The sequence below is a fragment of the Sandaracinobacteroides saxicola genome, from assembly GCF_014117445.1.
Classification (GTDB): domain Bacteria; phylum Pseudomonadota; class Alphaproteobacteria; order Sphingomonadales; family Sphingomonadaceae; genus Sandaracinobacteroides_A; species Sandaracinobacteroides_A saxicola.
In genome coordinates this window covers 1094640-1117065 of sequence record NZ_CP059851.1, presented here as the reverse complement: position 1 = coordinate 1117065, position 22426 = coordinate 1094640, and the positions used below count along the sequence as shown (strand labels likewise).

Annotated in this window: 25 protein-coding genes, 1 tRNA gene and 1 riboswitch; of the genes, 12 read left to right on the top strand and 14 right to left on the bottom strand. The window is 69.6% G+C overall.

Annotation, left to right across the window (positions count from 1 at the left end; genetic code table 11):
• Positions 1-33: 33 nt before the first annotated feature.
• From H3309_RS05615 to recR, 3 genes are all read right to left on the bottom strand, one after another.
• Positions 34-819 (bottom strand): polyphosphate kinase 2 family protein, encoded by a 786-nt coding sequence (locus H3309_RS05615; protein WP_182297769.1) that lies wholly within the window; start codon positions 817-819, stop codon positions 34-36.
• Positions 816-1346: a peptide deformylase gene (gene def / locus H3309_RS05610; RefSeq protein WP_182297768.1), complete on the bottom strand. Its 531-nt coding sequence runs from the start codon at positions 1344-1346 to the stop codon at positions 816-818. Before def ends, H3309_RS05615 begins: the two co-directional genes overlap by 4 nt.
• Before the next feature lie 198 nt (positions 1347-1544).
• Positions 1545-2144 carry a recombination mediator RecR gene (gene recR / locus H3309_RS05605; RefSeq protein WP_182298520.1) on the bottom strand — a complete coding sequence of 200 codons (600 nt, stop codon included), beginning with the start codon at positions 2142-2144 and terminating at the stop codon, positions 1545-1547.
• A 40-nt stretch (positions 2145-2184) separates the two neighbouring features.
• On the opposite strand from recR, the gene fmt reads away from it, so the two are divergent.
• The 3 genes from fmt to H3309_RS05590 all read left to right on the top strand — a co-directional run bounded on the left by fmt (position 2185) and on the right by H3309_RS05590 (position 4232).
• Positions 2185-3150 (top strand): methionyl-tRNA formyltransferase, encoded by a 966-nt coding sequence (fmt, locus tag H3309_RS05600; protein ID WP_182297767.1) that lies wholly within the window; start codon positions 2185-2187, stop codon positions 3148-3150.
• Positions 3147-3899: a tRNA pseudouridine(38-40) synthase TruA gene (gene truA, locus H3309_RS05595; RefSeq protein ID WP_182297766.1), complete on the top strand. Its 753-nt coding sequence runs from the start codon at positions 3147-3149 to the stop codon at positions 3897-3899. Before fmt ends, truA begins: the two co-directional genes overlap by 4 nt.
• Before the next feature lie 171 nt (positions 3900-4070).
• Positions 4071-4232, top strand: coding sequence for a hypothetical protein (locus H3309_RS05590; RefSeq protein WP_182297765.1), 162 nt, complete (start codon positions 4071-4073; stop codon positions 4230-4232).
• 62 nt (positions 4233-4294) lie between these two features.
• Here H3309_RS05590 and H3309_RS05585 read toward each other — a convergent pair whose 3' ends face one another.
• The 10 genes from H3309_RS05585 to H3309_RS05540 all read right to left on the bottom strand — a co-directional run bounded on the left by H3309_RS05585 (position 4295) and on the right by H3309_RS05540 (position 13585).
• Positions 4295-5506 (bottom strand): pyridoxal-dependent decarboxylase, exosortase A system-associated, encoded by a 1212-nt coding sequence (locus H3309_RS05585; protein WP_182297764.1) that lies wholly within the window; start codon positions 5504-5506, stop codon positions 4295-4297.
• Complete coding sequence (locus H3309_RS05580; RefSeq protein WP_182297763.1) at positions 5503-6957, bottom strand: AMP-binding protein; 1455 nt, start codon at positions 6955-6957, stop codon at positions 5503-5505. Before H3309_RS05580 ends, H3309_RS05585 begins: the two co-directional genes overlap by 4 nt.
• A gap of 187 nt (positions 6958-7144) precedes the next feature.
• Positions 7145-8521 (bottom strand): ribosome biogenesis GTPase Der, encoded by a 1377-nt coding sequence (gene der / locus H3309_RS05575; protein ID WP_182297762.1) that lies wholly within the window; start codon positions 8519-8521, stop codon positions 7145-7147.
• Between the two features lie 55 nt (positions 8522-8576).
• A complete protein-coding gene (locus tag H3309_RS05570; RefSeq protein WP_182297761.1) occupies positions 8577-9896 on the bottom strand; it encodes an outer membrane protein assembly factor BamB family protein in 1320 nt (439 codons plus the stop codon).
• Positions 9897-9898: 2 nt separating this feature from the next.
• Positions 9899-10627, bottom strand: a complete 729-nt coding sequence (locus H3309_RS17645; protein WP_182297760.1) for a tetratricopeptide repeat protein — start codon at positions 10625-10627, stop codon at positions 9899-9901.
• Between the two features lie 60 nt (positions 10628-10687).
• On the bottom strand, positions 10688-11578 hold the full coding sequence (gene panB / locus H3309_RS05560; RefSeq protein ID WP_182297759.1) for a 3-methyl-2-oxobutanoate hydroxymethyltransferase: 891 nt from the start codon (positions 11576-11578) through the stop codon (positions 10688-10690).
• A gap of 2 nt (positions 11579-11580) precedes the next feature.
• Positions 11581-12546: a class I SAM-dependent methyltransferase gene (locus tag H3309_RS05555; RefSeq protein WP_182297758.1), complete on the bottom strand. Its 966-nt coding sequence runs from the start codon at positions 12544-12546 to the stop codon at positions 11581-11583.
• A 31-nt stretch (positions 12547-12577) separates the two neighbouring features.
• Positions 12578-12943, bottom strand: a complete 366-nt coding sequence (locus tag H3309_RS05550; RefSeq protein ID WP_182297757.1) for a RidA family protein — start codon at positions 12941-12943, stop codon at positions 12578-12580.
• Entirely contained in the window at positions 12940-13281 is a 342-nt protein-coding gene (locus H3309_RS05545; protein ID WP_182297756.1) for an ArsC family reductase, read from the bottom strand. Before H3309_RS05545 ends, H3309_RS05550 begins: the two co-directional genes overlap by 4 nt.
• Before the next feature lie 40 nt (positions 13282-13321).
• Positions 13322-13585, bottom strand: coding sequence for a hypothetical protein (locus tag H3309_RS05540; protein ID WP_182297755.1), 264 nt, complete (start codon positions 13583-13585; stop codon positions 13322-13324).
• Between the two features lie 107 nt (positions 13586-13692).
• Between H3309_RS05540 and H3309_RS05535 the strand changes: the two genes are divergently transcribed.
• Positions 13693-14193 carry a TetR/AcrR family transcriptional regulator gene (locus H3309_RS05535; RefSeq protein WP_182297754.1) on the top strand — a complete coding sequence of 167 codons (501 nt, stop codon included), beginning with the start codon at positions 13693-13695 and terminating at the stop codon, positions 14191-14193.
• Between the two features lie 177 nt (positions 14194-14370).
• On the opposite strand, the gene H3309_RS05530 is transcribed toward H3309_RS05535, so the two are convergent.
• Positions 14371-14445, bottom strand: a tRNA-Asn gene (locus tag H3309_RS05530).
• A 55-nt stretch (positions 14446-14500) separates the two neighbouring features.
• Between H3309_RS05530 and H3309_RS05525 the strand changes: the two genes are divergently transcribed.
• The 8 genes from H3309_RS05525 to H3309_RS05490 all read left to right on the top strand — a co-directional run bounded on the left by H3309_RS05525 (position 14501) and on the right by H3309_RS05490 (position 22398).
• Entirely contained in the window at positions 14501-15433 is a 933-nt protein-coding gene (locus H3309_RS05525; RefSeq protein ID WP_243453854.1) for a histone deacetylase family protein, read from the top strand.
• Positions 15431-15626: riboswitch (cobalamin riboswitch) on the top strand. Its footprint overlaps the gene before it by 3 nt.
• Positions 15627-15757: 131 nt before the next feature.
• A complete protein-coding gene (locus H3309_RS05520) occupies positions 15758-17659 on the top strand; it encodes a TonB-dependent receptor plug domain-containing protein (RefSeq protein ID WP_182297753.1) in 1902 nt (633 codons plus the stop codon).
• The gene (locus tag H3309_RS05515; RefSeq protein ID WP_243453853.1) at positions 17656-18438 is read left to right on the top strand and encodes an ABC transporter substrate-binding protein; all 783 of its coding nucleotides are present in this window, start codon (positions 17656-17658) and stop codon (positions 18436-18438) included. Before H3309_RS05520 ends, H3309_RS05515 begins: the two co-directional genes overlap by 4 nt.
• Entirely contained in the window at positions 18435-19391 is a 957-nt protein-coding gene (locus H3309_RS05510; RefSeq protein ID WP_182297752.1) for a FecCD family ABC transporter permease, read from the top strand. The genes H3309_RS05515 and H3309_RS05510 overlap by 4 nt, the downstream gene beginning before the upstream one ends.
• A complete protein-coding gene (locus tag H3309_RS05505; protein WP_182297751.1) occupies positions 19391-20137 on the top strand; it encodes an ABC transporter ATP-binding protein in 747 nt (248 codons plus the stop codon). Before H3309_RS05510 ends, H3309_RS05505 begins: the two co-directional genes overlap by 1 nt.
• A gap of 33 nt (positions 20138-20170) precedes the next feature.
• On the top strand, positions 20171-21124 hold the full coding sequence (locus H3309_RS05500; RefSeq protein WP_182297750.1) for an agmatine deiminase family protein: 954 nt from the start codon (positions 20171-20173) through the stop codon (positions 21122-21124).
• Positions 21121-21987, top strand: coding sequence for an N-carbamoylputrescine amidase (gene aguB / locus H3309_RS05495; RefSeq protein WP_182297749.1), 867 nt, complete (start codon positions 21121-21123; stop codon positions 21985-21987). The genes H3309_RS05500 and aguB overlap by 4 nt, the downstream gene beginning before the upstream one ends.
• An 18-nt stretch (positions 21988-22005) precedes the next feature.
• Entirely contained in the window at positions 22006-22398 is a 393-nt protein-coding gene (locus H3309_RS05490) for a hypothetical protein (protein ID WP_182297748.1), read from the top strand.
• Positions 22399-22426: the final 28 nt, after the last annotated feature.

Below are 22426 nucleotides of genomic sequence, written 5' to 3'. Positions count from 1 at the left end.
ACAGCCGCACGCGATGAATTCAACGCAGGCCGCTCAGCCGGCGTCAATCGGCCCCAGCGCCGCGTCCGCCAGCTTGTGCAGATCCGGATGCAGCGGCGGCGGCGAGAGGTCCACGCCCGTCTCCAGCGCCTCGGCGATGATCCGCATGCCCTCCGTTCGCGCAAACTTCTTGTGGTCCGCTCCGATCAGGTGCCAGGGCGCCACCTTGGTGTCGGTCTTGGCGAACATCGCCTCATAGGCCGCCAGATAGCCCTCGCGCTTGCTCCGGTTGCGATAATCGTCCGCGCCGGTCTTCCAGCGCTTCCACGGATTCTCCACCCGCTCGCGCAACCTCGCGTCCTGTTCCTCCGCACTGACGTGCAGGAACAGCTTGATCACCCGTGTTCCCGCCTTCACCTGGCCCGCTTCGAAATCGTTGATCTCGTCATAGGCGCGGCGCCACTCCGCCTCCTCGCAATAGCCCTCGACCCGCTCCACCGCCACGCGCCCATACCAGCTGCGGTCGAAGATCGCGATCTCGCCCCGCCCCGGCAGCCGCGTCCAGAAACGATAGAGAAAATGCCGCTTCCGCTCCGCTTCGGTCGGCGCGGCGATCGGGTGCACCGCGAAGAAACGCGGATCCAGCTCGCTCGTCAGCCGCTTGATAAGGCCTCCCTTGCCGCTGGCGTCCCACCCCTCCAGCATGATGATCGCCGATCGTCCCTGCGACAGATAGGCCACCTGCACCCGGTACAGCCGCTGCTGCAATGCGGCTTCCAGTGCGTCATGATCGTCCGGCGCGCGTCGGTGCTCCAGTCGCTCAAGCCGACCTTTGCTCACGCCGCGCTGCGCCGCAGCTTGTCCAGCTTCTTCAACACCATGTCGCGCTTCAACCGGCTCAGATGATCGATGAACAACACCCCGTTCAGATGGTCCATCTCATGCTGCAAGCAGGTCGCCAGCAGCCCCTCCAGAACGGCGTCATGCTGTTCGCCATGCTCATCCATCCAGCGCGCCCGCACCGTCGCCGGGCGCTCGACATCGGCATATTGGTCGGGCACCGACAGGCAGCCTTCATTATAGACCGTCCAGTCGTCCGCCGGCTCCGACAGCTCCGGATTGATGAACACCCGCGGGTTGGATGTCCCTTTGCCCTCCGCGTCCGGCGGGCCGTCGCTGATGTCCATCACCAGCAGCCGCAGCGGCACATCCACCTGCGCCGCGGCGAGCCCGATGCCCGGCGCCGCATACATCGTCTCGAACATGTCGGCGATCAGCGTCCGCACCTCATCGGTCAGCGCGTCGACCGGCGTCGAAATCCGCCGCAACCGCGGATCGGGAACCTCCAGGATGGGAAGAATGGCCATGCCAGCGAATTATGGTCGCTTGCTGACCAGGTCAAGACTGCCGCCCGCCCGTCCCGCGAGACCGGTCGAGAAATTGCTCAGGGTGAGGCGAGAATGGTGATTTGGGAGCACCGAAGCGCAGCGCACTCAAGGTGCGTGAGCATCGGAGCGCAGCAAATCGCCTTTCGCAGCCCGCCCTGGGCGATTTATCGGCCGGTCTCACCCCTGCAAAGGCCGCCTCAGCCGCAGCGCCTGCGCCAGTGTCCCCTCGTCCAGATAATCCAGTTCCCCCCCCACCGGCACGCCATGCGCCAGCTGCGTCACCGCCACGCCCGTGCCCGCCAACCGCTCCGCCACATAATGCGCCGTCGTCTGCCCCTCCAGCGTCGCATTCATCGCCAGCACCACCTCGCGCACGCCATCCGCCGCCACCCGCGCCAGCAACGCCTCCACCGACAAATCTTCGGGCCGCACCCCATCCATCGCGCTCAGCGTGCCCCCCAGCACATGATATCGCCCGGCGAACAGCCGCGCCCGGTCGAGCGCCCACAGGTCCGCGACTTCCGCCACCACGCACAGCAACCCCGCGTCCCGCTTCGCATCCACGCACACGCCGCACGGATTGCGCGTATCGACATTGCCGCACACGCCACAGGTCGACAGCGTCGCCGCCACCCGGCTCAGCGCGGCGATCAAGGGCTCCAGCAGCGCTTCCCGCCGCTTGATCAGCTGCAACACCACCCGCCGCGCCGAGCGCGGCCCCAGCCCCGGCAACCGCGCCAGCAACCCCGTCAGCTGCTCCAGCTCCACACTCGCCATGCTCTTGTCGAACTCCCGCCGCTCTGCCACCTGCCCTGCCATGCGACTGGCCTTCATGGGAACCCCGGATTTCGCCGTGCCCGCGCTGCACGCCCTGCTCGACGCCGGCCACCAGATCGCCGCCGTCTATTGCCAGCCGCCGCGCCCTGGCAACCGCGGGCGGCTGCAAGCCAGCGCCGTGCAGCGCGCCGCCGAAAGCCTCGGCCTCCCCGTCCGCACCCCGGCCAACTTCCGCGGCGATGCCGACCGCGCCGCCTTCGCCGCGCTCGACCTCGATGCCGCCGTCGTCGCCGCCTACGGCCTCATCCTGCCGCAAGCCATCCTCGATGCTCCGCGCCTGGGCTGCTTCAACATCCACGCCAGCCTGCTCCCCCGCTGGCGCGGCGCCGCCCCCATCCAGCGCGCCATCCTCGCCGGCGACCAGGTCACCGGCGTCACCATCATGCAGATGGAACGCGGCCTCGATACCGGCCCCATGCTGCTCACTGCCGTTACCCCCATCGCCCACAAGACCGCCGGCGCCCTCACCGCCGAACTCGCCCAGCTCGGCGCCACCCTCATGGTGCAGGCCCTCGCCACCCGCCCCACCCCCGTGCCACAGCCGGAGGACGGCGTCACCTACGCCCACAAGATCGACAAGGCCGAAGCCCGCCTCGACTGGTCCGAACCCGCCGACGCGATCCTCCGCCGCCTCCGCGCCATGACCCCCACCCCCGGCGCCTGGTTCCTGGCCGGCGGCGAACGTGTGAAAATCACAGACGCCAGCGCAACTCCCCTCCTGCCCCGCGAAGCGGAGAGCGGGAGGGGCGACTCGCGTCAGCGAGCGGGGGTGGGTGCCGGCTCTTTCGTCGACCGCAACGCAGTTCAACCCACCCTCTCCCACAACGGCCACATCGCCCTCCCCACCGGCACCCTTACCCTCCACAGGGTGCAACCCGCCGGCGGCAAGCCCATGCCCTTCGCCGATTTTGCCCGTGGCCGCAGTTTCCCTCTCCCCCTCGCATGACCCGCTTCCGCCTGACGCTCGAATATGACGGCCGCGGCCTGATGGGCTGGCAACGCCAGGCGCACGGCCCCAGCGTGCAACAGCATCTCGAAGACGCCGTCCTCGCCGCCTTCGGCGAAACCACCACCGTCCATGCCGCCGGCCGCACCGACGCCGGCGTCCACGCCACCGCCATGCCCGCCCATCTCGATCTTGCGAAAGACCTCACTCCTTTCCGCCTGTCCGAAGCGCTCAACTACCATCTCCGCGCCGCCGGCGCCGCCGTCGCCGTCCTCGATGCACGGCTTGCGCCACCGGACTGGCACGCCCGCTTCAGTTGCACCGGCCGCGCCTATGAATACCGCATCCTGCTCCGCCGCGCCCCGCTCACCCACGAAGCCGGCCTGGTCTGGCGCCTGCCCCCGCCACTCGACCCCACAGCCATGGCCAAAGCCGCCGCGCATCTCATCGGCCACCATGACTTCACCACCTTCCGGTCGGTCGCCTGCCAGGCCGCCTCGCCGCTCAAGACCCTCGACCGGCTCGATGTCGTCGCGGACGACGACCGCCTGACCATCCACGCCGCCGCTCGCAGCTTCCTGCATCACCAGGTGCGCTCCATGGTCGGCTGCCTCGTCCTGGTGGGGCGTGGCCAATGGAGCCCCGCGCAACTCGCCGCCGCCCTCGCCGCCCGCAACCGCGCCGCCCTTGGCCTCAACGCACCACCGGATGGCCTGTGGTTCGTCGGTGCGAACTATGACGGCGCCTGAGCACGTCGGAATAACTTACATCCTTCCTGCAGCTTCTTTCCCAACGCGCTGGAATCCTTTGCGGCGCGGTTTGGCACAGCTTTTGCATTAACCAAGAAACGCATCCCATCCCCAGGATGCGGTCCACGACCGGTCTATCAAGTCCGGCGTCAAGGGTCGGGAGCGGGACGAATGCAATTGAAGGACAAATCAAGCTCACCCTGGCTGATCGCCATCTGGATCGGCGGCATCGCGCTCGGGGTCGCCGTCGGCATCGCCACCGCATCCCTGCTCATGCCCGATGATTCCACCCTGCCGCGCGACCAGTCCCTCGCCTCCCGCTTCCAGAAATAGGGCGCAGCGCGCAGAAAGCGGAAACCGGTTCTTGCGCAACAGGATGCGCGACCACCGTTGCCTCAGGCAAAAATCTCCCCCGGCGGCGGATGCCCCAGAAAAGCCCCCGGGCTCGCCGTCCGGCCATAGGCACCTGCCATGAACAGCGCGATCAGGTCGCCCTCCTCGGTCCGCGGCAGCATCACCCGGTCCCCCAGCCTGTCGAGCGGCGTGCACAGGCACCCCACCACATTCGCCACCTCCTCGGGCTCTGCGGCAAAACGCGTCGCGTTCGCCAGCGGATAATTGCGCCGGATCACCGTGCCGAAATTGCCGCTCGCCGCCAGCTGGTGATGCAGCCCGCCATCGCACGCCAGGAACAGCTGCCCGCCGGACATTTTCCGGTCCACTACCCGCGTCAGATAGACGCCCGCATCCGCCACCAGCCAGCGCCCCAGCTCCAGCGCGAATTCGGTCTCCGCCAGCACCGCCGGCCGCGCCGACAGCGCCTCCGCCAGCGCCGCCCCCACCAGGCCGACATCCAGCGCGACATCGCCGGGGAAATAGGGCACCCCGAATCCGCCGCCCAGATTGACCAGCGCCGGCGGGCAGGGGGCCTGCGCCGCTAGCGCCGCCGCCAGCGCAACCGTCTCCCGCTGCGCCGCGATGATCGCACCCGCGTCCAGGTTCTGGCTGCCGGCAAAGATGTGAAACCCCCGGAAATCCAGCGGCAGCCCCGCCATCGCCCGCAACATGTCCGGCACGGCGTCGGCATCCACCCCGAACGGCTTCGCCCCGCCGCCCATGCGCATGCCGCTGCCCTTCAGCTCGAACGGCGGATTCACCCGCACCGCGACCCGCGCCCGCAAACCCTTCCCCGCCGCCAGCGCCGCGGCCCGCCGCATCTCGCCAACGCTCTCCAGGTTGATCGTCGCCCCCGCCTCGATCGCCGCCGCCAGCTCCGCGTCCCTCTTCGCCGGCCCGGCGAAACTGATCTCCCGCGCGCCCGCTGCCACCGCCGCCGCCAGCTCCCCGCCAGAGGCGACATCCACCCCATCCACCAGCCCCGCCATCCAGGCCAGCAGCGGCGCGAACGGATTGGCCTTCATCGCATAGTGCAGCCGAACCCCCGGAAACGCCGCGCGGAACGCCGACACTTTCGCGGCCACCCGCACCCGGTCATAGACGAACAGCGGCGTATCCCCCGCCTCCGCCACCCATTGTTCCGCCGTCCGCCCGGCGATCACCAATGCCCCGTCGCGCACGCCGAACCCCGGCGGCACATGCCCGCTCACGCCTCCGCCCTCAACGCCGCCCGGTCGATCTTGCCGTTCGCCGACAGCGGCAGCGCCTCGCGCCAGATGATGTCGGCTGGCATCAGATGCCCCGGCGCCTCCCGCTTGAAAAAGGCCCGCAACCGCGCCCCCGCGTCATCGCCCTCCGGCACCGCGAACAACCGGATCACCTGCCCCGCCACCGCATCCTCCACCCCGAATGCCGCCGCCGCCCGCACCGCGCCGCTGGCATGCGCCAGTTCCTCGACTTCCGTGGGCGACACCCGCATCCCCATCGTCTTGATCGTCTCGTCCGCCCGCCCCACGAAATAGAGCAGCCCCGCCGCATCGCGCCGGACCGTATCGCCGCTCCATACCGCCATGCCCCCCAGCACCGAGGCGGCCGGCGCCGGCCGAAACCGTGCCACCGTCCGCTCGGCATCGCGCCAATAGCCCCGTGTCACGTGCGGCCCCATCTGCACCAGCTCCCCCGGCTCGTCATCATCGGCAAGGCTGCCATCCGCCCGGCACACCAGCACCTCCGCGCCCGGGATCGCCCGCCCGATGCTGTCCGGATGCGCATCCGCCAATTCAGGCGGCAGCATCGTCGCCCGGAACGCCTCGGTCAGCCCGAACATCAGGTGCAGCTTCGCCTGCGGAAACATCGCCCGCAGCTGCCGCACCACCGGCACCGGCAGCCGCCCGCCGGTGTTGGAAAGCGTCCTCAGCGTCGTCACCCCACGCCAGTCCAGCCCCGCCAGCTGCACCCACAGCGGCGGCACCGCCCCCAGCTGCGTGATGCCATGCCGCGCCACCGCGCGCACCACATCGCGCGGCGCCAGATAGTCCAGCAGCACCGCGCGCGCGCCGCGCCGCCACGCCGTCGTCAGCTGGCTGAAGCCGAAATCGAAACTCAGCGGCAACGCCGCCAGCACCCGGTCGTCCGCCGCCGTTCCCAACCGGTCGCTCACACTCTCCGCCCCCGCCCACAGGTTGGCGTGCGTCACCATCACCCCCTTGGGGCGCCCGGTCGAGCCCGAGGTATAGAGCAGTGCCGCCAGCTCACCCGCCGCATGCACCGCTCCGCCGCCGCCCGCGCTCAACCCCGCCCAATCGGCTTCCAAGGTCAGCACCTGGCCATGCGACACCCCCACCGCCCGCGCCGCATGGGTCAGGAGCAGCGCCGCGCCGCTGTCCTCCAGGATATGCGCCACCTGCGGGCCGCGCAGCGCCGGGTTCACCGGCACCATCACGCCACCGGCGCGAGAGATGGCCAGCAGCGCCACAACCGCCTCGATGGATTTCGGCAGCCACACCGCCACCCGGTCCCCCGCCGCGATGCGCCCCGCCAGATTGCCCGCGACCGTGCTCACCAGCCCGTCCAGCTCGGCATAGCCCAGCTGCCGCTCACGCTCCACCAGCGCCACCGCCCCGGCCGCCCCGCATCCCAGCAATTCATCCAGCCGCCGCATGCCCCGCGATGTAGGGCGCCGGCGAGGTGAAGTCACGTTCGCCCGAAAGCCTGTCTGAAAATTGCTCAGGCTGTGGCGAGAACGTTGATTGTCGAGCACCAGAGCGCAGCGTGCTCAAGGCACGTGAGCACCGGAGCGCGGAGAATCGGCGTTCGCAGCCCGGCCTGGGCGATTTGCAGACAGGCTTTCAATCGAATGGATTCTTCCGGCTCCGCAAGTTCAACCGGATCGGCAGCCCCCCCAGCCCCAGATCTTCACGCATCGAGTTCACCAGATAGCGCACATAGCTGTCCGGCAGGTCATCCAGCCGGTTGCCGAAGATGATGAACGTCGGCGGCCGCGACCGCGCCTGCGTGATGTAGCGCATCTTGATCCGCACGCCGCCCGCCGCCGGCGGCGGGTTGCGCTCCAGCGCCGCCTCGAACCAGCGGTTCAGCGCCGCCGTCGGCACCCGCCGCGTCCAGGCGCTGCGCGTCTCGAACGCCACCTTCATCAGCATGTCCAGGCCCTTGCCGGTCGCGCCACTCACCGTCAGCAGCGGCACCCCCTTCACCTGGGAAAGCCCATCCTCCAGCGCCGCCTTCACCCCGTTGAACAGCTTCGACTGGTCAACCGCGACATCCCACTTGTTCAGCGCCACGATCAGCGCCCGCCCCTCCTGCAACACCTGGTCGGCGATGCGCAGATCCTGCGCCTCCAGCCCCAGCGTCGCATCTAGCAGGATCACCACCACCTCGGCGAAATCGATCGCCCGCCGGGTATCGGCGACCGACATCTTCTCCAGCCTGTCCTGCACCCGCGCATTGCGCCGCATCCCGGCGGTATCGATCAGCTTCACCGGACGGCCCTGCCACGCCCAGTCGATGGCGATGCTGTCCCGCGTGATCCCCGCCTCCGGCCCGGTCACCAGCCGCTCCTCCGACAGCAGCCGGTTGATCAGCGTCGATTTGCCGGCATTGGGCCGGCCGACGATCGCCAGCTGCAACGGCGCCGCCTCGGCCCGCTGCGCCTTCGTCTCCTCATCCTCGCCGTCATCCTCCTGCACCTCATCGGGTTGCAGGGGATCCAGGATCGGCTGCAACGCCTCGAACAGGTCGGCCAGCCCCTCGCCATGCTCGGCACTGAACAGCACCGGATCGCCCAGCCCCAGCGCATAGGCTTCCATCGCGCCCTCGGTCCCCACCACCCCTTCCGCCTTGTTGGCAACCAGCACGATCGGCACCCGACCCTGCTGCCGCAGCCAGCGCGCGAAATGCCGGTCCCCCTCGGTCAGCCCGGCGCGCGCATCCACCACGAACAGCGCCGCCGCCGCCCCCTCCAGCGCCGCCTCCGTCTGCGCCCGCATCCGGCCGCTCAGGCTTTCAGCCTCGGCCTCCTCCAGCCCGGCGGTATCCACGATGCGGAACTTCAGGTCGAACAGCTGGGCCTCGCCCTCGCGCCGGTCGCGGGTCACGCCCGGCTGGTCATCCACCAGCGCCAGCCGCTTGCCGATCAGGCGGTTGAACAGCGTCGATTTCCCCACATTCGGCCGCCCCAGGATGACAACGGCAGGCAAGGGACTCATTGTACCGCCCATTCCGGGCGCAAAACCGGTGCCCACTTTTGCTGAATGGGCGACGTCATCTAAACGCCGTCAGCTTGCCGTCATCCGTCAGCACGAACAGCGTCCGGTCGGCGACGATCGGCGGCAGATAGGCCGGCGCCCCCAGCCTCACCTCGGATATCAGCGCGCCGGTATAGGGGCTCATCGTCACCAGCCTCTTGCTGCTGCTCGCCAGGATCAGCCGGTCGCTCGCCAGCACCGGCCCGAACCACTCGATCGCGCCCGATTTCTTCTCCGGATTGTCCCAGCGCGGCAGCCGCGTCACCCAGCGGATCTTCCCCTCGCCGCGTGTCATCGCCACCACCTCGCCGTCCACCGTCACGGCGAACACGAACTCGCCGGCCACGAACGGCGTGCTGGTGCCGGCGAAACTCCGCTCCCACACCCGCTGCCCCGTCGCCAGCTCCAGCGCCACCATTCGGCCGCCATGGCCGATGGCGAACACCCGGCCCCGGTCGATCACCGGCGAGGCCGCGATGTCGGCCAGCGCCGCCAGCGCCGTCGTCCGCCCGGTCCGCGCCAGCTGGTCCTGCCACACGGTGCGGCCATTCTCCACCCGCAGCGCGAACAGCTCACCGCTGCTGAACCCCGCCACCACGGTATCCTGCGCCACCGCCGGCGCCCCCGGCCCCAGGATGCTTGCCGGCTCCACCGTCGCATTGGCTTCCCACTGCGATTCGCCCGTTGCCGCATCCAGCGCCTGCAACTGGTTGTCCTGGCTCATCACATAAAGCCGGTTGTCCGCCACCGTCGGCGCCGCGCGCAGCGGCACCGGCAACTGCCGCAGCCACAGCTGCTTGCCGCTCGCCGCTTCGAACGCCGCCACCTGGCCAAAGCCGTTGGTGGCATAAACGCGCCCCTCGCCCACGCTCACGCCGCCGCCGAACGCCGCGCGCACATCCTCGCCCTTCACCCGCAGGCTGGCGCTCCACAGCGCCCGGCCGCTCCTGGCGTCGAACGCGCGAACGGTCGATTCCACATCCATCACGAACAGCCGGCCGTCGGCCACCACCGGCGTGGCGTTCAGCCGCCGCGTACCGTCACTGCCCCGCCCCACCGAGACCTGCCAGGCCTCGCGCAGCGTATCCCCCAGCGCCAGATGCCCCAGCGTCTTCGCCGGCGCGCCCCCGGGCTGCGTCCAGGCGGCATTGTCCGCCGGCGGCGGCAGCACCACCTGCAAATCCTTCAGCTCAGGCTCGGCCCGCACCTGCTGCTCGAAATTCAGCACCGAAACCCGGTCACCCAGCGTCCGCTGCTTCGTCTTGCCGCCGCGAAAAATGCCGCAGCTCGTCACCAGCATCGATGCCGCCGCCATCACAAGGAGAGTTCTGCGCATCCTCAGCCCTTCGTCGCAGAGGTCGACGACGATTCCGGCAACAGCTTTGTCGTGTCCTGCCCCAGCATCGCCGCCATCTGCTCCGCCCGCGCCCGCGCGGAGGGCGGCGCCATCCTGTCCGCCGCCACCTGCAGGAACAGCGGCCCCGCCAGCTTCGCCTCCCCGGCCTTCAGATGCGCCAGCGCCGTCATCTCCGCCGCCACCGCGAACCAGGGATTGTCCGGCTGCACATAGGGTTTCAGCCGCGCCACCACCTGCGCCGGCGGTAGGCTGTCGAACTCCAGCCGCACTGCCTTCACCTTCGCGAGGTCGCGGAAAGGCGGATCCAGCGTCGCATCGTCCGCCACCGCGCGATACAGCCCCAGCGCCTTCGGCACATCGCCGCCGCGCGCCGCCACCGCCGCCTGCGCCAGCAGCGCCAGCGCCCGGTATCCCGGCGTATCGCTCTTCGACAGCGCCGCCAGCGATGCAACCGCCTCGGTCGATCCGCCGCTGTCCAGCTTGTTCAGCGCTGCCAGATAGGCCTCACCCGCTTCCGCCCGCGCCTTCGCCTGCTCCGACCGCCAGAACAGATAGCCACCGAAGGCCGCCAGTGCCACGATCAGCGCCAGCAGCACCGGCCGGCCCCAGCGCGCGAACAGCTTGTTCACCTCGTCGCGCCGATATTCCTCGTCCACCTCGCGGATGAAGGCATCGTCGCGGGGGTCGCTTGCGGGGGGTTTGCTGGCCAAATCTCGTTCCTGAACCGTGTAGCCCGCCGCCTTAGCCGCGCGAACCTGCAAATGCCAGCCTTACGCAGGCTTGCTGTCGGCCCGCTGAACGCCATACAGCTCGGCATCGGCGGGAAAGCTCCGCTCGCGCACCGCGGCGGCATAGCTTTCCGCCGCCGCCGAGATCCGCCCCGCCAGATCATCGAACCGCCGCACAAAGCGCGGCACCCGCTCGAACATCCCCAGCATGTCGTCCAGCACCAGCACCTGGCCATCGCACGCCGGCGAGGCCCCGATGCCGATCGTCACTGCCGACACCTGCCCGGTAATATCCCGCGCCAGCGGCTCCATCACCCCCTCGATCACCATCGCGAACGCCCCGGCATCCGAAACCGCCCGCGCGTCCGCCGCGATCTTTGCCGCTTCCGCCGCCGATTTCCCCCGCGCGCCATAGCCGCCCAGCGCGTTCACCGCCTGCGGCGTCAGCCCCACATGCCCCACCACCGGGATGCCCCGCGCCACCAGAAAGGCGATCGTCGGCGCCATCGCCTCCCCGCCCTCCAGCTTCACCGCCGCCGCCCCCGTCTCCTTCATCACCCGCGCCGCGCTCAGGAATGCCGCCTCCGGGCTCGCCTCATAGCTGCCGAACGGCATGTCGATCACCACCACGCTCTTGTAACTCCCCCGCACCACCGCCGCGCCATGCGCGCACATCATGTCCAGCGTCACCCGGACGGTCGTGTCCAGGCCATAGATCACCTGCCCCAGCGAATCCCCCACCAACAGCATGTCACAGACCGGATCCAGCAGCTGCGCCATCCGCGCGGTATAGGCCGTTAGCATCACCACCGGCTCCGCCGTCACCCCGCCCGCCTTCCGGCGCTGGATCGCCGGCACCGTCAACCGCCGGACGGGCTCCGGCACCGGATGCGCGCGCGACGTCGCGGTATCAAGCGTGAAGGTCGTGGACACAGTCAAAGCCCCGCGATGTGATCAGGAAGCGTCAGGTCGCACCAGCGCGCGATATCATCAAGCATATTCCGCGCATCATCCTGCGCCAGCAACGGCACCAGAAACTGCGGATCGCCTTGCACCGCGGCGGCCATCGTCTCGCGGGGTCGGCCAATGCACACGGTTGCCGGTCCCTCATGCTGGCGGATGTAGAGCGGGCGGTCATCACGCGTGCGCCCTTCGAACTGAACAGGGGCAATGTCGCACGTGCACGTCAGCGCAACGACCTCCACCGCTGCCGGCTCGCATCGGCCGTGGATGAAAAACTCGTTCGTCTGCGCCACATCGGCCCACCAGCCTTCCGCACAAAGCCATTGTCGCACGTCATCGGGCGCCAGCGGCTGCTTCACGACGCCAAAAACAGCACCGTCCAACTCGCGCTGCTGGATGCGATCGCCCTGCCGGTCGATGCTTTCATCAAACCGCCAGATCGTGCTCGCTGCCGCCGAATCCACGAACAGCGCCCGCCCGCCCGGCCGCAGCAGACCGCGCACCAGCGCCCAGAAGCGTGCCCGCAGGCTGTTCGGCACGTGGTTCAGCCAGAAACCGAAAAACACCGTGTCGAACTGCTGCAATGGTTCAAGGGCGAAGATGTCGGCCTGACGGAAACGAACATGCGGTGGATGGCCACGGGCCCGGTTCAGCGTCAGGACTTCCCGCGAGGCATCGACCACCAGCAATTCATCCGCTTGCCGTCCCAGCCTCGTCGTCCACAGCCCCGTGCCCCCGGCCAATTCGATGCACCGTCCCAGACGGCCCTGCGATCCGAGCCAGGCTTGCAGCGCCTCGACATCCGCAGTCCAGGCCGCGTTGCGTCCATCCCCCTCGTCATAAATGCCATTGCGCTGCCACCAATCGTCATAGGTCGGGGCGCGCGCGGCATAATAGGCGCGCTGTCCGGCCATCAGGGCGACAAGCTCGGGAGTCATGCCTTGGATGTGCGACAGCCCGCGCGGACGGTCAACCGCGATACGCCGTCGCCTCGATCTCCACCCACAGCGCCGCCACCACCACCATCGTCGCCGCCGGCCGGATGGCACCAAAGCTTTCGCCCAGCACCGCGCCCACCGCGTCCACGAACGCCACGTCCGTCACATAGACCGTCAGCCGCACGACGTCGCCGAGTCCGAACCCGCCGTCGTCCAGCGCCCGGCCGATGATGCCCAGCGCCACGCGCGCCTGCGCCGCCGCATCGCCCGGCACCACGCCCGTCGCCGGATCGCGGCCCGTGGTGCCGGCCACGAAACACCAGTCGCCCTGCACCACCGCCCGGCTATAGCCGACCGCCGCCTCCAGCGGATTGCCGGAGGATATCAGCCGCCTCATGCCAGCCCCTCATAAACGCCCGGCCGATAGCCCAGAATCAGCCGCCCGCCCGCCTCCACGATCGGCCGCTTGATCATCGACGGCTGCGCCAGCATCAACGCTACGGCCCTATCCGCATCCAGCCCTTCGCGCGCGGCGGCGTCCAGCTTCCTGAACGTCGTCCCCGCCCGGTTCAGCACCGCCTCCCAGCCCAGCACGTCCACCCAGCCCCGCAGCCGTGCCGCATCGATGCCGGCCTTCCTATAGTCATGAAAGCGATGGGGCACGCCGGCCGCATCCAGCGCCGCCCGGGCCTTCTTCACCGTGTCGCAATTCGGGATGCCATACATCGTGATCATCGCCGCCCCATGCGCACCCCGGCGGCCGCGGTCAATGGCCTCAGGACGGCCCGTTCCGCGCCGCCTCGCGCTCCGCCTTGCGCTGCGCCTTCTCCGCCTTCCGGCGCTCCTTCTCGGCGCGCTCCTCCGCCTCGCGCAGCTCCCGGCCACGCTTCTCGTCCGCCTCGGACTGGCTCGTCGTCACCGCATCCACGCCCGCGGCCACTACCTTCACCGGCAAGGTCACCACCTTCGCCGCCGTCCGCACCACGCACCCGCTCAGCGCCCCCAACAACAGCAAACCCACCGCCACACGCCACAGCATCGCATCTCTCCTGCCGCGCCGGCATAGCCCAGCTGCCGCCGCCGCCCAAGCCCGCCCCTTCCCCGCCGCCGCCGGCTGTGCAAATCTCCCGCCCGAAAGGCCCCCCGATGAGCAAGAATGATGACCGCCGGGCCGTCCTCGCCAACGCGCTCGCCGATCATCTCCTCGCCCAGGGCCTCGGCGCCGCCAGCCTGCGGCCGCTGGCCGCCGCCGCCGGCCTGTCCGACCGCATGCTGCTCTATTATTTCACCGACAAGGCCGATGCCCTCGGCGCCGCCCTCACCGTGGTCGCCACCCGCATGACCGCGCTGCTCGCCGCCCAGGCCGGCCCCCAGCCGCTGCCCTTCGACCTGCTGCTGCCGCGCCTGCGCACCGTGCTGCTGTCCGACGCCGCCTGGCCCTACATGCAGCTCTGGCTGGAAATCGCCGCGCTCGCCGCCCGCGGCGACCCGCTGCTCCGCCCGCTTGCCACCCCCATCGCCCACGGCTTCCTCGCCTGGGGCCGCGCCCAGCTCGACAGCCCCGATCCCGATACGGACGCGCTGAAACTGCTGACAATTCTCGAAGGCAGCATCCTCCTGAAAGGCGTCGGCCTGGCCCCGGATTAGACCCACTCATCGGGCACATGCGCCAACGGCCGAAGGCCGCAAGCGCGACCGCGCGCCGGCGCGAGTGCGCCGCCTTCTCCGGCGTCAGCCGGTCAACAAAGAATTTCCGAAGGCCGCAAGCGCGACCGCGCGCCGGCGGGAGTCCGCCGCCTTCTCCGGCGCAGCCGGCAAGAATAATGGCTCCTCGAGTAGGATTCGAACCTACGACCGTCCGATTAACAGTCGGATGCTCTACCGCTGAGCTATCGAGGAACGCGGCAAGAAGGCGCGCCTATACCCCCACCCCCCGCCGCTGCCAAGCGGAAAGATGGGGGCATTTCCGCCGCGACTCGCCTACATCGGCCGCATGTTCCCGCTCGTCTGGCACCCCGGCTACAGCCCGCCGCTCCCCGCCCACAGCCGCTTCCCGATGAGCAAATATACCGCCACCTTCAACGCCCTCGCGCCGGACACCCCCCGCCTCCTCACCCCCGAACCCATGCCCCGCCGCTGGCTGGAGGCCGTGCACGACCCGGCCTATGTCGCCGCCGTCCTCGCCGCCGCCGTGCCGTCCGCCATCGAACGCCGCATCGGCTTTCCCGTCACGCCGCCGGTCAGCCTGCGCGCGCAACTGTCGGTCGGCGGCACCTGGCTCGCCGCGCTCACCGCGCTCGAGACGGGGTTCGCCGCCAACGCCGCCGGCGGCAGCCACCACGCCCTGCCCGACACGGGCGCCGGCTACTGCGTCTTCAACGACCTCGCCGTCACCGCCACCCGACTGCTCACCGAGACCGACGTCCGCCACCTGCTCATCATCGACCTCGACGTGCACCAGGGCGATGGCACCGCCATCTGCCTCGCCGGCAACCCTCGCGTTACCACCTTCTCGATGCACGCCGCCCGCAACTTCCCCGCGCGAAAGGCCCGCTCCAGCCGGGACGTGGCACTCCCCGACGGCACCGGCGACGATGCCTATGTCGCCACCCTCGCCGCCGAACTGCCGCCCCTCCTCACCCCGCGCCCCGACCTCATCCTCTACCAGGCCGGCGTCGACCCCCACGTCACCGACCGCCTCGGCCGGCTGGCGCTGACCGAGGAGGGCCTCGCCGCCCGCGATCGGCTGGTGGCGACCGCCGCGAAGGCTGCCGGCATCCCGCTCGCCAGCACATTGGGCGGCGGCTATCTCGACGATGTCGCCGCGCTCGGCGCCCGCCACGCCGCCAGCATCCGCACGCTTGCCAGCATCCTCGCCCCGGGATAACATAGGGCAGCGCCAGGTTCCCCGCGAGGGGATCAAAAGGGAAGCCGGAACGAATTCCATTCGAGACCGGCGCTGTCCCCGCAACTGTGAGCGGCGAATGGGCGCGCCAATTGCCACTGGGCCTCGGCCTGGGAAGGCGGCGCACCCGTGATGACCCGCGAGCCAGGAGACCTGCCCGGCGCTGTCGTTGCTCGCACGGTCGGGGTGTGCCGCGCGTAACGAGGGCCAGCCCCACAGGGCTGCTCGCCTTTCGTGACGACCGGGTCGTGACGAATGGCAATCCCGCCAGCTCGCATGACCCCTTTGGACACGAAGGGAAGACTCATGCCGAAAAACATCCTGCTCCCCGCCGCCCTGCTGGCCACCCTGCTGACAACCCCGGCGCTCGCCGAGACCGACAGCGGCACCATCGCCCAAAGCATTGTTGTCACCGCCACCCGCGCTGAAACACCCATCCAGCGCATCGGCCAGTCGGTCAGCGTCATCGACCGCGCCACCCTCGAAACTCGCCAGACCCCCGCCGTCGTCGACCTGCTGCGCGACGTCCCCAGCGTCCGCTTCTCCCGCACCGGCGGTCCCGGCGGCGTCGCCACCGTCACCATCCGCGGCGCCGAAAGCGACCAGACCGTTGCCCTCATCGACGGCATCAAATTGAACGACCCCGCCGCGCCCGGCGGCGGCTTCAACTTCGGCAACCTCACCACCACCAACCTTGACCGCATCGAGGTGGTTCGCGGCTCGCAGTCGGTGCTCTGGGGCAGCCAAGCGATCGGCGGCGTCATCAACTTCATCACCCGCGCCCCCACCGAAACGCCCCGCCTCGATGCCGAGGCCGAAGCCGGCTGGCGCGACACCGGCCGCCTCTCCGGCAATGTCTCCGGCAAGGCCGGGCCCCTTTCCGCCAGCCTCGGCGGCGGCTGGTTCACCACGGACGGCATCTCCGCCTTCAGCGAAGCCCGCGGAGGCAAGGAGCGCGATGGCTTCCGGACCTGGACGACAAACGGCCGTCTCAACCTCGCCCTCGGCGACGCCATCTCGCTCGACCTGCGCGGCTGGCACGCCAACAGCCGCACCCGGCAGGACGGTTTCCCGCCGCCCGACTTCACGCTCGCCGATACGCTCGACCAGACCCGCACCCGCGAAACCGTCCTGTACGCCGGCGTCAATGCCGCGCTGTTCGACGGCCGGCTGCAAAACCGCCTCGGCTACGCCCTCACCAGCACCAAGCGCCTCACCGACGACGGCAACGGCTTTACGACCTTCGATGGCCTCGGCCGCAACATCCGCCTCGACTATCAGGGCAGCTTCACCCTCACCGACACGCTGCGCGCCGATTTCGGTGTCGAGCGCGAAACCTCCAGGCTTCGCACCAGCAGCTTCGGCGGCCCCGCCGCCACCGCCCGCGCCCGGTTGGACAGCATCTATGCCCAGCTCAGCGCCACGCCGCTCCCCGGCCTCACCCTGAACGCCGGCCTGCGCCACGACGATCACGACCGCTTCGGCGGCAACACCAGCGTTGCCGCCAACGGCGCCCTCAGCCTGAACGACGGTGCCACCATCCTGCGCGCCAGCTATGGCGAAGGCTTCAAGGCCCCCAGCCTGTTCCAACTGTTCAGCGATTTCGGCAACGTCCGGCTGCAACCCGAAACCGCCCGCAGTTTCGACGCCGGCATCACGCAGAGCCTGATCGACCGCACGCTGACCCTGTCGGCCACCGCCTTCCAGCGCGACACGAAGAATCAGATCGATTTCATCGGCTGCTTCGCCAACCCCTCGCCGATCTGCCTCAACCGCCCCTTCGGCACCTACGACAATATCCGCCGCTCCCGCGCCACCGGCCTCGAACTGGCGCTGAACGCCACGCCCACGCCGGCGCTGCGGCTGTCCGCCGGCTACAGCCTAGTCAACGCCCGCAACCGTGACTCCGGCCTCATCCTGCCCCGCCGCGCCCGCCACAGCGCCAGCGCATCGCTCGACTATCGCTGGCCCTTCGGTCTCGACACCGGCCTCACCCTCGCCCATGTCGGGTCCAGCTTTGACAATGCGTCGAACAGCCGTCGCCTCGAAGGCTACACCCTCGTCGACCTTCGCGCCAGCCTGCCGCTGACCGACCAGTTCGCCCTCTTCGCCCGTATCGAGAACCTGTTCAACGAACGCTACGAGACCGCCTTCCAATATGGCACCCCCGGGCGGGCCGCCTATGCCGGCATCAGGCTCCGCCTGTGAAACGGTATTTCATACCTGCACTCCTGCTGTGCTGCGGCCCCCTGGCTGCGGCACCCCAGCGCATCGTCTCCATCAACCCCTGCCTCGATGCCATCCTGATGCACGTCGCCGACCCGGCCCAGCTTTCCGCCATCAGCCACTATTCGCAGGACCCCCGCGCCACCTCCGTCCCCCTCGCCTGGGCCAACCGTTTCCCCATCACCAGCGGCACCGCCGAAGAGGTCATCGCCCGCCGCCCCACCCTCGTGCTCGCCGGGCCGCATGTGGCACCCCAGACCATCTCTGCACTGCAACGCCTCAACATCCGCCTCGTCAAACTCCCCGTTCCCGACAGCATCGCCGCCAGCAAAACACAGATCATCGAGGTCTCCCGCCTGACCGGCCACGCGGATCGTGGCGCGGCCCTCAACGCCCGCATCGACGCCGCCATCGCGCAAAGCCGCGCCACCCGCGCCACCCGCCATGCCGACGCCCTGATCCTGCAATCCGGCGGCCTCACCCCCGGCCCCGGCACGCTGGCGGACGAGCTGCTCACCCTTGCCGGCTTCCGCAACGCCGCCCGCCGCCTCACCACGAAACCCTGGGATGTCCCCACGCTCGAAGCCATCGCCACCGCCCCGCCCCCCCTGCTCCTCACCGACCCCACCACCGCCGACCGCCGCCTGAACCACCCCGTCCTGCGCTCCCTCCCCCGCGCGCCGTTCCCCAGCCGCCTGCTGCAATGCGGCGGCCCCAACATCATCCCCGCGCTCGCGGCGTTGAAAGCCGCGCGGGCATGACCCGCCTGCCCCTCCTCCTCGCACTTGCCCTCCCCACGGCGCTCGCCCTCTCGCTGCTCACCGGCAAGGTCTGGCTGCCCCCCGCCGACTGGCTCACCAACCCCACCGCCAGCCTTATCATCCTCGAACTCCGCCTGCCCCGCACCCTGCTCGCCGCCGCCATCGGCGCCGCGCTCGGCCTCTCGGGTGCCGTGATGCAGGGCTATCTGCGCAACCCGCTCGCCGACCCCGGCCTGTTCGGCGTGTCCAGCAGCGCGGCACTGGGCGCGGTCGCCACCCTGTTCTTGGCCCTCGGCGCCGCCGCCCTGCCCTTTGCGGCCCTCGCCGGCGCCGCGCTCGGCATGGCCGCCCTCACCCTCATCGCCGGCCGCCATTCAAGCCTGATCCTCTTCACCCTGGCCGGCCTCATCCTCTCCAGCCTCACCGGCGCGCTCACCACCCTTCTCATCAGCCTCGCCCCCACCCCCTTTGCCACCACCGAAATCGTCACCTGGCTGATCGGCGCCCTGACCGACCGCAGCTGGAATGATGTCCGCCTCACCCTCCCCCTGCTCGCGCTCGGCATGGCGATCCTCGCCCTCACCGCCCGCGGCCTCGACGCGCTCACCCTTGGGGAATCGGTCGCCCGCTCGCTCGGCACCGACATGGCCCGCCTGCAAAGCCTCGTCATTCTCGGCGTCGGGCTCTGCGTCGGCGCCTCGGTCGCCGCCGCCGGCATCATCGGCTTCGTCGGGCTGGTGGTGCCCCACCTCGTCCGCCCGCTCATGGGCGAGCGCCCCTCCGCCATCCTCCTGCCTTCGGCGCTCGCCGGGGCGCTGCTGCTGCTGCTCGCCGACACCGCGGTCCGCGCGCTCCCGACCGTCGCCGAACTCCGCCTCGGCGTCGCCATGTCGCTCCTCGGCGCGCCCTTCTTCCTCGCGCTCCTGTGGCGCCTGCGGCGGAGCCTCGCCTGATGCTCACCGCGCACAAGCTACACCTCAACCTCGGCGGCACCCCGGTGCTGCACGGTCTCACCGCCGCTTTCACCCCCGGCCGCATCACCGTCATCCTCGGCCCCAACGGCGCCGGCAAAAGCAGCCTGCTCGCCTGCCTCGCCGGCCTCACGCCCCCCACCAGCGGCCGTCTCACCCTCGACGACCAGCCGATCTCAAGCCTCGGCCCGCGGGATCGTGCCCGCCGCATCGGCCTCCTCCCCCAGGTCGCCGAACTCCACTGGAACATCAGCGTCGCGGCACTGGTGGCGCTGGGCCGCCTGCCCCACGCCGGCCGTTTCGGCCTCACTGCCGCCGACCATGCCGCCATCGCCGCCGCGCTCGCCGCCACCGATACCGCCCACCTCGCCGCCCGCCCGGCGCTGAACCTGTCCGGCGGCGAGCGGGCGCGCGTCCTCCTCGCCCGCGTGCTCGCCGGACAACCCCGCTGGCTGCTCGCCGACGAACCGCTCGCCAGCCTCGATCCCGCCCATGCGCTGGACATCCTGGGTCACCTGCGCGCCAGCGCGGACGCCGGCACCGGCGTCGTCCTCGTCCTGCATGATCTCGCCCAGGCCGCCCGCATCGCTGACGACGTGCTCTTGATGCGTGCTGGCCGCATCGCCGCCCACGGCCCCGCCACCGCCGTCCTGACCCCCGAGGCCCTCGGCCCGGCCTATGGCGTCACCCTCTCCGACAACCTCACCCCGCTCGCCCGGCTGCGGTAGCGCTGTCACAAAAACCCCGCTAAGTCCGCGCCCATGATCTTTCCCGCCGAATGGGCGCCGCAGCGCGCGCTCTGGACCGCCTGGCCCTCCGATGCCGACCTCTGGCGCGACGACCTCACCCCTGCCCGCCTCGAAGTGGCGCGCATGGCAAAGGCGCTGGCGCCCCATGTCGCGCTCCACATCGTCTGCGCGCATGACGAGGCACTCGCCTGCGCCCGCGATTCGCTGGGCGGCGCCGCCAGCGTCCACAAAATCCCCTTCGGCGACATCTGGCTGCGCGACACCGCACCCCTCTTCCGCACCGCCAGCGACGCGCTCGCCTTCACCTTCAACGGCTGGGGCGGCAAATATAACCTGCCGTTCGACAACAGCCTCGCCGAGGGGATCGCGCTCGCCGCCGGCGTGCCGCTCACCCGCCATCCCATGGTGCTCGAAGGCGGCGCCATCGACGGCGACGGCACCGGGCTTTGCGTCACCACCGAACAATGCCTGCTCAACCCCAACCGCAACCCCGCCATGACCCGCGCCGACATCGAAGCCACGCTTGCCGAAACCCTCGGCTTCACCCGCATCCTCTGGCTCGGCGATGGTCTCCTCAACGACCATACCGACGGCCATGTCGACAATCTCGCCCGCTTCGTCGCCCCGAACACCCTTGCCCTGCCGGTCGCCACCGCCGACGACCCCAATGCCGACGTCATCGCGGACGCCCGGGCGCGGGCGCATGATTTCGGCGTGACCGTGGTGGACATCCCCTCCGTCGGACAGCTGGAGGTCGACGGCGAAGCGCTCCCTGCCAGCTACATGAACTTCGTCATCGCCAACCGCGCAGTCGTCGTGCCCACCTATGGCGCGCCCAACGATCAGGCCGCCGTCGCCGCGATCGCCGCGCTGTTCCCGAACCACAGCGTCACCGGCCACCGCGCCAACCATATCCTGACTGGTGGCGGCAGCTTCCACTGCATCACCCAACAGGTGCCCGCATGAGCAAAACCGTGACCGTCGCCGCCCTGCAGCGCGCCTACAGTGGGGAGCGCGACGCCGACATCGCCGCCACCGCCGCCCTCGCCCGCCAGGCCGCCGCTGAGGGCGCGCAGATCATCCTTCCCTCCGAACTGTTCGAAGGCCATTATTTCTGCACCGCGCAGGACGAGGCCATCTTTGCCACCGCCGCGCCGCTCGCCACCCACCCCGCGGTCGAGGCGATGCGCGAGGTCGCCCGTACCGAACAGGTCTACATCCCCGCCAGTTTTTACGAGCGCGACGGCCACCATTATTACAACAGCATCGCCATGATCGACGACCAGGGCGCCGTTATGGGCACCTACCGCAAAAGCCACATCCCCGATGGGCCGGGCTACATGGAAAAATTCTATTTCCGCCCCGGCAACAGCGGCTTCAAGGTCTGGGAAACCCGCCACGCCACCATCGGCGTCGGCATCTGCTGGGACCAATGGTATCCCGAAACCGCCCGTGCCATGATGCTGATGGGCGCCGAACTGCTGTTCTTCCCCACCGCCATCGGCAACGAACCGCATGACCCCGAGCTCGACACGCGCAGATTGTGGGTCCGCGCCATGGTCGGCCATGCCGTCTCCAATGTCGTCCCCGTCATCGCCGCCAACAGGACCGGCACCGAAAACGCCGGCACCCCGCGCGAAGCCCATTTCTACGGCAACAGCTTCATCGCCGACCACCGCGGCGACATGGCCGCCGAACTCGGCACCGCCCAAGAAGGCGTCATCACCGCCACCTTCAACCTCGACCAGATCGCCCGCCACCGCGCCGCCTTCGGCTTCTTCCGCGACCGAAGACCGAACCTCTACGGCCGCTTGTCAGAGGATCGCTGACAGCGCAGGATCGCGGGCATGGCGTATCTGCGTTGGCCCTCCCTCACGCTGCTATGGCTCTGTATCATCGCGGCCGCTGCCGCGATGTTCTTCGGCGCATCCTTCGGCCAGTTCGAAAATCCACTTTCGATCACAGCGATTGTCTGTGGATGCCTGCTGTTCTTTCGATGGCTCACCGATTCCGAAAGGTGGGCAGGATTCTACACCCGGTCACCACCCCGACCGATCGATTGGAACGATATCGGTCGCTCCGTGTCGGATTATCTTCTTTTCACCGCTGCGCTGGTATGGGCGGCCCTGTTCGTCGCCCGCCTGTTGACCGGCAATGACTCGGGCAAGGATTTGCTGCAATCCGCAAGCTTCTTGATGGCGATGCTGCTGACATTGAGAGCCGACCACCACAACCACTGAAATCCGTTGCATTCCTCAGCACATTCCC

Coding starts and splice junctions, on each gene's coding strand:
- def (WP_182297768.1), bottom strand. CDS start 1,346: ATGGCCATTCTTCCCATCCTGGAGGTTCCCGATCCGCGGTTGCGGCGG.
- recR (WP_182298520.1), bottom strand. CDS start 2,144: ATGGCGAGTGTGGAGCTGGAGCAGCTGACGGGGTTGCTGGCGCGGTTG.
- fmt (WP_182297767.1), top strand. CDS start 2,185: ATGCGACTGGCCTTCATGGGAACCCCGGATTTCGCCGTGCCCGCGCTG.
- truA (WP_182297766.1), top strand. CDS start 3,147: ATGACCCGCTTCCGCCTGACGCTCGAATATGACGGCCGCGGCCTGATG.
- H3309_RS05590 (WP_182297765.1), top strand. CDS start 4,071: ATGCAATTGAAGGACAAATCAAGCTCACCCTGGCTGATCGCCATCTGG.
- H3309_RS05580 (WP_182297763.1), bottom strand. CDS start 6,957: ATGCGGCGGCTGGATGAATTGCTGGGATGCGGGGCGGCCGGGGCGGTG.
- der (WP_182297762.1), bottom strand. CDS start 8,521: ATGAGTCCCTTGCCTGCCGTTGTCATCCTGGGGCGGCCGAATGTGGGG.
- H3309_RS05570 (WP_182297761.1), bottom strand. CDS start 9,896: ATGCGCAGAACTCTCCTTGTGATGGCGGCGGCATCGATGCTGGTGACG.
- H3309_RS05555 (WP_182297758.1), bottom strand. CDS start 12,546: ATGACTCCCGAGCTTGTCGCCCTGATGGCCGGACAGCGCGCCTATTAT.
- H3309_RS05550 (WP_182297757.1), bottom strand. CDS start 12,943: ATGAGGCGGCTGATATCCTCCGGCAATCCGCTGGAGGCGGCGGTCGGC.
- H3309_RS05545 (WP_182297756.1), bottom strand. CDS start 13,281: ATGATCACGATGTATGGCATCCCGAATTGCGACACGGTGAAGAAGGCC.
- H3309_RS05540 (WP_182297755.1), bottom strand. CDS start 13,585: ATGCTGTGGCGTGTGGCGGTGGGTTTGCTGTTGTTGGGGGCGCTGAGC.
- H3309_RS05535 (WP_182297754.1), top strand. CDS start 13,693: ATGAGCAAGAATGATGACCGCCGGGCCGTCCTCGCCAACGCGCTCGCC.
- H3309_RS05525 (WP_243453854.1), top strand. CDS start 14,501: ATGGGGGCATTTCCGCCGCGACTCGCCTACATCGGCCGCATGTTCCCG.
- H3309_RS05520 (WP_182297753.1), top strand. CDS start 15,758: ATGCCGAAAAACATCCTGCTCCCCGCCGCCCTGCTGGCCACCCTGCTG.
- H3309_RS05510 (WP_182297752.1), top strand. CDS start 18,435: ATGACCCGCCTGCCCCTCCTCCTCGCACTTGCCCTCCCCACGGCGCTC.
- H3309_RS05505 (WP_182297751.1), top strand. CDS start 19,391: ATGCTCACCGCGCACAAGCTACACCTCAACCTCGGCGGCACCCCGGTG.
- H3309_RS05500 (WP_182297750.1), top strand. CDS start 20,171: ATGATCTTTCCCGCCGAATGGGCGCCGCAGCGCGCGCTCTGGACCGCC.
- aguB (WP_182297749.1), top strand. CDS start 21,121: ATGAGCAAAACCGTGACCGTCGCCGCCCTGCAGCGCGCCTACAGTGGG.
- H3309_RS05490 (WP_182297748.1), top strand. CDS start 22,006: ATGGCGTATCTGCGTTGGCCCTCCCTCACGCTGCTATGGCTCTGTATC.